Here is a 7,799-nt window from a genome sequence, read left to right as displayed (position 1 = left end):
TACAGCCGCCTCGGATTCTCACACCGCTACCGCGCCCTCGGACGCGACGAGCTCCTCTTCGTCCTCGACCGCCACTGGAAACGCCTCGGCCGCACCCTCGACCCCGAAGACTTCACCGACGCCCAGGCCATCGCCGCGATCGAACGCATCACCCGCGGCAACTTCCGGCTCCTCGAGCGCCTCTTCCCGCAGATCACCCGAGTGCTCAAGATCAACCAGCTCGACACCATCACCGACGACGTCATCGAAGCCGCCGCCAGCATCCTCGTCATCGGCGACTGACCGCCACTTACCGCTCACAAAACACCGCCAAGAAGCGATCCAATCCACAGCCGCGGGAACTCAACGAAGTTCTGCGACTCCGACTGTCTCAGCAATGTGTCTCACTCCGGTATTCTCAATATCGGCAAGTTTGAACCTTTGACTGGACGGTGGGACGGGATGGCGCGGCTTGGGTATGCGAGGGTGAGTTCGGCTGAGCAGGACACCGCATTGCAGATCCGGGACCTCGAGGCCGCGGGGTGCGAGCGGATCTACCGCGACCATGGCGTCAGTGGGACCAGGGCCAGCCGTCCGGAGCTGGACCGGATGCTCGACCGGCTCAGCCGCGGGGACGAGGTCGTGGTCTGGAAGCTGGACCGGCTTGGGCGCAACACCCGCAACCTGCTCGAGCTGCTCGACGCGTTCAAGGCCAAGGGCATCAAGTTCCGATCACTGAGGGACGGGATCACGACCGATCCGGACACCGAGCTCGGTGGCGCCATGGCTCAGGCCATGATCACCATCATCTCCGCCTTCGCCCAGCTCGAGCGCGACCAGCTCTCCGAACGCACCAGGGCCGGCATGGCCATAGCGGCGGCCAACGGCCGCCGCCCCGGCAGACGCGAGGTCACCGCCAGTGACTCGAAGGTCAGGCGTGCCCGCGAGCTCAAGGCCCAAGGACTCAAGCCGGCCGACATCGGAAGAGTCATCGGTGTCGGCCGTGCAACGGTGTACCGGTACCTGAGCCTCGAGCACGACTGAGGATTGAGGCATGCGGCCCGGGCATACCCCGAGGAGGCGCGTCAGAGCTGGACGGCTTGGACACCAGGCCGCCAGCGCAGCGGGAATCTCCGACCTTTCAGTACTCACGCAGCGCGGTAGACCTCGTACTCCTCGAATTCGATGATCCGCCGCTCCCCTGCTGGCGACTCGGCCCAGAACAGTCCCATTGGGGGATGCGTCTCCTCGACCCGGCCCGCGAAGTGCCAGACGCCACCGATCCTGGCTTCGATCTCCGTCCCCGGGCTGAGCTCGTCGCAGCCTGAGACGAGGACCTTTCCGGTCCTAGCTTCCTTCGCCGCAGCTGTCATGTCTGTCTCCCCCGTTCTCGCCCCTGCAGAAGCCGTGGTGCACCGCCCGGGATCGGCCAAACGCGCCACCTTCACGCCTCACTGCGCGACGTCCTCGGTGACTTCGACCATGTAGGGCCCCGGATCGTGTCCGCTCAGACGGACGCGCTGGCCGGGGTTGGCCCGTGCCCCAGTCCTGCTGCCGCCGCCTTCTCGCTGAGGGTGCGGGCTGCCAGCTCGGCGAGCTTGCGGGCGGCCGGGGACAGGTAGGACGATTCGCGCTGGACGAGGGCGAGCGTGTCGTACAGGGGCTCGGCGAACGGCACAGTCTTCAGGTTCTTGGGGAAGGCCCGGCTGTTGACCACAGAGTGGGAGACGATAGTGTCTGCTGCTCCGGTGGCGACGAGGTTGAGGGCGGTCTCGACGTGCTCGACCTCGATGACCGGGTCGATGCGCAGTCCTTTCAGCTGCGCCCTCTCCTGCAGCTGACGACGGGTGGGGTCCCGCCACCCGGCGTAGGCGTCGTAGAGGACGAGCTTGGACTCGGCGAACTCCTCGATCGTCATGGGCCCGCGGCGGGGGCTGCGGTGGGCGGAGACGTAGTAGACCTCGTCGCGGAACAGCGGCCTGATCTGCAGGCCTTCCTCGACGACGGGCAACACTACGAGACCGGCTTCGACCTCGCCCCGGGCAACAGACTCTGCGACGAGTGCGGAGTTCAGGCCTACGAGGCGGACCTTGACCTTGGGATAGCGCTTGTGGAAGCGCTGCACGAGATCTGAGAGGTCGTAGTAGCCGGCGTTGCGCAGCACGCCGAAGGTGCACACCCCGCCCTCGAGGGACGCCAGCGACCGCAGCGCCTGCAGACCGTTGTCGAATGAGGTGACGGTCTGCTCCGCGTGCTCGCGCAGCTCCATTGCGGCCGCGGTGGGGATCAGCCGGCGGCCACCACGGGTGAACAGGGTCAGGCCGACCTCCTGCTCGAGGCGCCCGATCAGCTCGGACATGGATGCCTGGCTTACGCCCAGCCGTGTGGCCGCAGCAGTGAACGAGCCGAGCTCGAAGGCGGCGAGGAAGGCACGCAGCTGGGTCAGTGTCACAGGCCCATCCTATGCCTTGGGGCGCGATCTCTCGGATGAGCCGAAGGAAATTCCCTGCACTCCTCGCAGCTGGGGACCTGCGGCTGCCACCTGAACCTCTGCCTCAGATCCCTGCAACTGTGCGGAAGTTGCGTTCGGAATGGCCCCCATCACATCGGCTTATCCTATGCTTTTCTTCGTTCTATATCGGCTTGTCCTAGGGGTTTGGGCTGTCTATCTTTTCGGATATGCAGATCAACGAGGCCGACAAGGCTTACATCAATGGCAAGTTCACCACCCTCAAGGAGCCCGAGGTCGGTGGTGTCCCGGCCCAGCGGCTTCCTGAGGTCATCGAGACCGTCTCCTCGATGCTCTCGGACATCGAGAAGAACGGCATCGACGCCGTCATCAAGTACTCGCAGAAGCTCGACAAGTGGGAGGGGAAGGACCTCGAGGTCAGCCGTGAGGAGCTGGCCAGGACCGGCGACTCCCTCAGCCCTCAGCTGCGCGAGGCCCTGGCCGCCGGGGCCGAGCGCACGCGGCTGTTCGCCGTCGAGCAGCGCGAGCACCTGACCGACTTCGAGACCGAGATCCTCCCCGGCGTCTTCGCAGGGCAGAAGTACATCCCCGTCCCCCGGGTCGGCGCCTACCTGCCGGCCGGCCGCTTCCCGATCCTGGCCAGCGCCTTCATGTCCGTCAATGTGGCCAAGGCCGCCGGCGTCCCCACCGCCATCGCCTGCACCCCACCGACCAGCCCGACCGCCGGCCATCCCGCCGTGCTGCACGCCGCCTATCTCTCCGGCGTCGACCGCGCCTTCGTCGTCGGCGGCGTCCAGGGCCTGGCTGCCATGGCATTCGGCCTCCTCGGCGAGGCCCCGGTCGACATCCTCGTCGGGGCCGGCAACGCCTACGTCACCGAGGCCAAGCGCCAGCTCTTCGGTCGCGTCGGGATCGACCTTCTCGCCGGCCCCTCCGAGGTCGCGGCCATCGCCGACGACACCGCGGACCCCGAGATCGTCGCCGCCGACCTCCTCGGCCAGGCCGAGCACGGCCCCCAGTCGCCCGCCTCCCTCGTCACCACCTCCCGCGCCTTCGGCGAGGCGGTCATCCGGCACATCGAAAAGCAGCTCGAGACCCTGGCCACCCGCCACATCGCCGGGCCGGCATGGCGTGACTTCGGCACCGTCTACGTCGCCGAGGACCGCGAGACCGCGGTGGAGCTGATGGACACCCTGGCCCCCGAGCACCTCGAGATCCAGACCGAGGACGACGCCTGGTACCACGAGAACCTCAACAACTACGGCTCGATCTTCCTCGGCCCTTGGTCCACCGTGGCCTACTCCGACAAGGGCATCTCCGGCACGAACCACACACTCCCCACCGGCCGCGGCGCCCGCTCCTCCGCCGGCCTCTCGGTGTCCCGGTTCCTCAAGCCCCTCACCTACCAGCGCGTCGAGAAGGAAGCCACCCCCCGACTTGCCACCTACGTCGCCGCGATCTCCGAGTTCGAGGGCATGGAGGCGCACCGCGCGACCGCAACCCTCCGCCTGGACGCCTACAACCGCTGACCCCGGACCCCCTGAAGAGGAGCACCCCCATGAACATCAAAGACACCCTGCTCGGGCGCCGGGCCGTCCTCGCCGGCGTCGCAGCCGCCGTCGTCGTCGGGGTCAGCGCGTGCTCGACTGCCGGCACGGCCAGCAGCACGGGCGGCTCGCAGAAGACCATCACCGTCGCAACCTCCAACGACGCGCCGTTCTCCTTCACCGAGGGAGGCGGGGACACCCTTAAGGGCATCGACGGCGAAATGATCAACGCCATCGCCGAGGCGAAGGGCTGGAAGGTCGAGGTCTTCGTCACCGACTTCAACACGCTCATCTCCGCACTGCAGGCGAAGAAGGCCGACGTCATCGTCGACGCGATGTACATCACCGACGAGCGCAAGAAGCAGATCAACTTCACCGATCCTTGGTACACCGAGGGCGAGGGCCTGCTCGTCCCGGCCGACTCGGACATCAAGACCCGCGACGACCTCAGCGGCAAGGTCGTCGGCGCCCAGACCGGCACCGCGTTCGCGGACTTCATCAAGACCCTCGGTGCCAAGGACACCAAGTTCTTCGACTCCCAGGCAGCCCTGGTCGCCGCAGTGGCCAACAAACAGGTCGACGCTGCGATCACCGACAGCGCGGTCCTTGCCTACAGCTTCAAGCAGAACCCGAACCCCAAGGTCAAGCTCGTCTCCCCCTACACACCGCACTTCCCGGGCACCATCGGCGCCGGGGTCCGCAAAGACGACACCCAGCTCCTGGACGACCTCAACTCGGGCCTGGCCGACCTGAAGAAGTCGCCCAAGTACCTCGAGATCCTCAAGAAGTACGGCCTCGACGAGTCAAACGAGAAGTAGCCGAGGGCAGCCGGCCCGGGCCATCCCGGGCCGGCACCGTATCCGAGGCCCATCTCACGTTAGGTACTAAGCCATCATGGACTTCATACTCCAGACCCTCAATTTCCTCCCCCAGCTGGTAGTGGCGGTCCCCATCGTCCTCCAGCTCGCCGTCGGCGCCATGGTCCTGGCCCTCGTCCTCGGCCTGCTGGTCGCACTGGCACGGATCTCCCAGTCCAAGCTCCTCCGCGGCGTCGCCGTCGTCTACGTCGAGGTCCTCCGCGGGACCCCCCTGCTGGTCCAGCTCGTCTACATCTTCTTCGTCCTGCCCTCGATCGGCATCGACATCGACCCGGTCACCGCCGGAATCCTGGGCCTCGGGCTCAACTACGCGGCCTACCTCTCCGAGGTCTTCCGCTCGGCGATCCTGTCGGTGGAGCACGGACAGACCGAAGCCGCCCTGTCCCTCGGCTACACCCCGAGCAGGACGCTGTGGAAGGTCGTCATCCCGCAGTCCTTCGTCGTCTCCCTTGCCCCGATCGGAAACTACTTCATCGCGATGATCAAGGACACCGCCCTGACCTCAGTCATCGCCGTGACGGAGGTGCTCAAGACCGCCAACATCCTCAACAGCCAGAGCTTCCAGACCACCGCCGTCTACACCGCGGCAGCGCTGCTCTACCTCATCATCAGCCTTCCACTCTCACGCATCGTCGTCGGGATCGAAGGAAAGGTCCGCTCCAATGCCTAAAGAAACAGTCATCAGCATCCAAGGGGTGCACAAGACATTCATCGTCCCGTCGAAGACCTCCCTCTACCGGCGCCTGACCGGCAAGGTCGTCCCCGAACGGCGCATCGAGGTCCTCAAGGGCGTGAACCTGGACATCCGCCAGGGCGAGACCGTCGTCATCCTCGGCTCCAGCGGCTCGGGCAAGAGCACCCTGCTGCGCTGCGTCAACAAACTCGAGAAGATCGACGGAGGCCGGATCTACGTCGAAGGCCAGCTGGTCGGATACGAGGAGAAGAACGGGGCCCTCACCGACGAGCGCCCGGCAGTAACAGCCAAGAAGCGCTCGCACATCGGCTTCGTCTTCCAGCACTTCAACCTCTTCCTGAACAAGACCGCGCTCGGGAACGTCATGGCCCCCCTGCGGGATGTGAAGGGCATGTCCGCCGCCCAGGCGCGCGAGGTCGCCCTGCCGAAGCTGAAGCTCGTCGGGCTCGCCGACCGTGCCGACAACTTCCCCAGCAAGCTCTCCGGCGGCCAGAAGCAGCGCGTGGCCATCGCCCGGGCCCTGGCAATGGAGCCCAGCGTCATGCTCTTCGACGAGCCCACCTCGGCCCTCGACCCCGAGCTCGTCGGCGAGGTCCTCAACGTCATCCGCAGCATCGCCGCCCAAGGCACCACGATGGCCATCGTCACCCATGAAATGCAGTTCGCCCGCGAGATCGCCGACCGCATCGTCGTGATGGACCAAGGCGTCATCGTCGAGCAGGGCCCTCCCGAAGAACTCTTCACCAACCCACAGCACCCCAAGACGAAGGCACTGCTCAGCCGCTCGGGAATGCTGCCGTCGCAGGAATGACCGCGGAAGGACGAGAAGACATGCGACGCCGAAACGCCCCGCGCGCAGGCGGCAGGTCCGAACAGCGCCTGCGGCAGACCGGGGAACACTGCCCCACCAGCGGCTGGTGGACCACGCCGGGCGCCGAACGGCCGCGCTTCATCGCCGAAGGAGACCTGATGCCGACCTTCAACGGCCTCCCCGTGCCTTGGGCCATCCAGCCCAACCCGGCCGCACAGATCATGGAAGTCGAAACCGATGTCTGCCCCAACCCGCTCTGACCAGCAGCCCTTGAACGCCTTCCCCGTCGAGAGCACCGGGATTCCCCCTACTCGGGAATGCGACGCGGACTGCCGGTTCTGCTCACTCCCCGAGACCGACTGAGCCGGAAATCTGCCAGCGGGGGGTGGCCTTGTCGGCGCTCGTGAGGAATTGAGCAGGAACCCTCCAGGAACCGTTGCCCGGGGCGCTGAGGTCCGAGGGGGCGCCGGTGTACCGGCAGCCTTCGCGGCCCTCGGCGTTCGATGGGTACGAGGCGCGAGTGAGCGATCCTGGCCGAGTTTCCGGGAATGCCGGCCTCGGTGATCGCCGAACGGCTGGGACGGCCTCCCTCGCCCAGATGGAGCACGAGATCAAACGCGAACGCGTCATCGACTGCGTCAGCAAACGGCGAGAAGCCGGCAAGGACTTCGGCGGCCGGCCACGCCGGATCACCGACAGCCAGATCAGGAACGCCATCCGCCTGGTCGAAGGCGACGAGCCTGCCGCGCAAGTCGCACACGACTCAGAATGTCCCGGGCCACCTTTTACAGGCGATCGCAAGCACTCAAGGTCCAGCGCCAGCGGGCGATCACAGAACACCGCCAAGAGCGGTCAAATCCACCACCCGGGCCAGCCGTCCGGAGCTGGACCGGATGCTCGACCGGCTCAGCCGCGGGGACGACGAGCTCAAGACCGGTCAGCTCTTCCGCCATGAATCACTCATCGGAAGCAAGTTCGACGCCCGCATCGAGGCAACGACCACCGTCGGAGAATACGAGGCCGTCATCCCCAGCATCGCAGGTCGGGTCTGGATCACCTCTTTCAACCAGCTCGTCTTGGACCCCACCGACCCCTTCCAGGAAGGCTTCGTCGTCGGCAAGCCGTGGGAGCTCTACGGCTGACCACCCGAACGTTCCACGCCGCACGACGATGCGACCGGGACCGGCGCTATGCCCGAATCGGGCATCAAAAATGAGCGAAGTCTGAACACAGTCGCGTACACGGCAAGCTTTACACGCATCCGCCCCGGATTCCGCGGCAGCTCGAGGAGGTCATCAAGCTGGATCGCAAACGATCGTTATCGACTCAGACAACGGGGCGTCCCGGCTGTAGGGGACTGTCAATTTTTCGGTGTAAGTGGGTTGTGATTGTCGGGTCAGCGGCGGGCTGCGGAGAGCCG

General features: G+C 66.1%; 9 protein-coding genes and 2 pseudogenes. 9 read left to right on the top strand and 2 right to left on the bottom strand.

Annotation, left to right across the window (positions count from 1 at the left end):
* Positions 1–282 (top strand): annotated as a pseudogene (locus tag IE231_RS17960) (AAA family ATPase); the annotation flags it as partial.
* Between the two features lie 159 nt (positions 283–441).
* Complete coding sequence (locus IE231_RS17955; protein WP_189695369.1) at positions 442–1,023, top strand: recombinase family protein; 582 nt, start codon at positions 442–444, stop codon at positions 1,021–1,023.
* Positions 1,024–1,127: 104 nt separating this feature from the next.
* On the opposite strand, the gene IE231_RS17950 is transcribed toward IE231_RS17955, so the two are convergent.
* Both IE231_RS17950 and IE231_RS17945 read right to left on the bottom strand, forming a co-directional pair.
* The gene (locus tag IE231_RS17950; protein ID WP_189695368.1) at positions 1,128–1,352 is read right to left on the bottom strand and encodes a hypothetical protein; all 225 of its coding nucleotides are present in this window, start codon (positions 1,350–1,352) and stop codon (positions 1,128–1,130) included.
* A 134-nt stretch (positions 1,353–1,486) separates the two neighbouring features.
* Complete coding sequence (locus IE231_RS17945; RefSeq protein WP_189695367.1) at positions 1,487–2,431, bottom strand: LysR family transcriptional regulator; 945 nt, start codon at positions 2,429–2,431, stop codon at positions 1,487–1,489.
* 227 nt (positions 2,432–2,658) lie between these two features.
* Here IE231_RS17945 and hisD point away from each other — a divergent pair, with 227 nt between their 5' ends.
* The 7 genes and pseudogenes from hisD (at position 2,659) to IE231_RS17915 (ending at position 7,521) form a co-directional block, all read left to right on the top strand.
* Positions 2,659–3,978: a histidinol dehydrogenase gene (hisD, locus tag IE231_RS17940; RefSeq protein ID WP_189695366.1), complete on the top strand. Its 1,320-nt coding sequence runs from the start codon at positions 2,659–2,661 to the stop codon at positions 3,976–3,978.
* 29 nt (positions 3,979–4,007) lie between these two features.
* Positions 4,008–4,814 carry a substrate-binding periplasmic protein gene (locus tag IE231_RS17935; protein WP_189695365.1) on the top strand — a complete coding sequence of 269 codons (807 nt, stop codon included), beginning with the start codon at positions 4,008–4,010 and terminating at the stop codon, positions 4,812–4,814.
* A 76-nt stretch (positions 4,815–4,890) separates the two neighbouring features.
* Positions 4,891–5,544: an amino acid ABC transporter permease gene (locus IE231_RS17930; RefSeq protein ID WP_189695364.1), complete on the top strand. Its 654-nt coding sequence runs from the start codon at positions 4,891–4,893 to the stop codon at positions 5,542–5,544.
* 25 nt (positions 5,545–5,569) lie between these two features.
* Positions 5,570–6,379 carry an amino acid ABC transporter ATP-binding protein gene (locus IE231_RS17925; RefSeq protein WP_229867442.1) on the top strand — a complete coding sequence of 270 codons (810 nt, stop codon included), beginning with the start codon at positions 5,570–5,572 and terminating at the stop codon, positions 6,377–6,379.
* 20 nt (positions 6,380–6,399) lie between these two features.
* The gene (locus IE231_RS17920; protein WP_189695362.1) at positions 6,400–6,639 is read left to right on the top strand and encodes a hypothetical protein; all 240 of its coding nucleotides are present in this window, start codon (positions 6,400–6,402) and stop codon (positions 6,637–6,639) included.
* Between the two features lie 323 nt (positions 6,640–6,962).
* Positions 6,963–7,186, top strand: a pseudogene (locus IE231_RS18385) (helix-turn-helix domain-containing protein); the annotation flags it as partial.
* 86 nt (positions 7,187–7,272) lie between these two features.
* The gene (locus IE231_RS17915) at positions 7,273–7,521 is read left to right on the top strand and encodes a proline racemase family protein (protein ID WP_201896936.1); all 249 of its coding nucleotides are present in this window, start codon (positions 7,273–7,275) and stop codon (positions 7,519–7,521) included.
* Positions 7,522–7,799: the final 278 nt, after the last annotated feature.

The sequence above is a fragment of the Sinomonas cellulolyticus genome (assembly GCF_014656475.1).
In the GTDB taxonomy this organism is placed as follows: domain Bacteria; phylum Actinomycetota; class Actinomycetes; order Actinomycetales; family Micrococcaceae; genus Sinomonas; species Sinomonas cellulolyticus.
The sequence above is the reverse complement of the archived record's forward strand: the minus strand, read 5'-3'. Positions and strand labels throughout refer to the sequence as shown.

Coding starts and splice junctions, on each gene's coding strand:
- IE231_RS17955 (WP_189695369.1), top strand. CDS start 442: ATGGCGCGGCTTGGGTATGCGAGGGTGAGTTCGGCTGAGCAGGACACC.
- IE231_RS17950 (WP_189695368.1), bottom strand. CDS start 1,352: ATGACAGCTGCGGCGAAGGAAGCTAGGACCGGAAAGGTCCTCGTCTCA.
- hisD (WP_189695366.1), top strand. CDS start 2,659: ATGCAGATCAACGAGGCCGACAAGGCTTACATCAATGGCAAGTTCACC.
- IE231_RS17935 (WP_189695365.1), top strand. CDS start 4,008: ATGAACATCAAAGACACCCTGCTCGGGCGCCGGGCCGTCCTCGCCGGC.
- IE231_RS17930 (WP_189695364.1), top strand. CDS start 4,891: ATGGACTTCATACTCCAGACCCTCAATTTCCTCCCCCAGCTGGTAGTG.
- IE231_RS17920 (WP_189695362.1), top strand. CDS start 6,400: ATGCGACGCCGAAACGCCCCGCGCGCAGGCGGCAGGTCCGAACAGCGC.
- IE231_RS17915 (WP_201896936.1), top strand. CDS start 7,273: ATGCTCGACCGGCTCAGCCGCGGGGACGACGAGCTCAAGACCGGTCAG.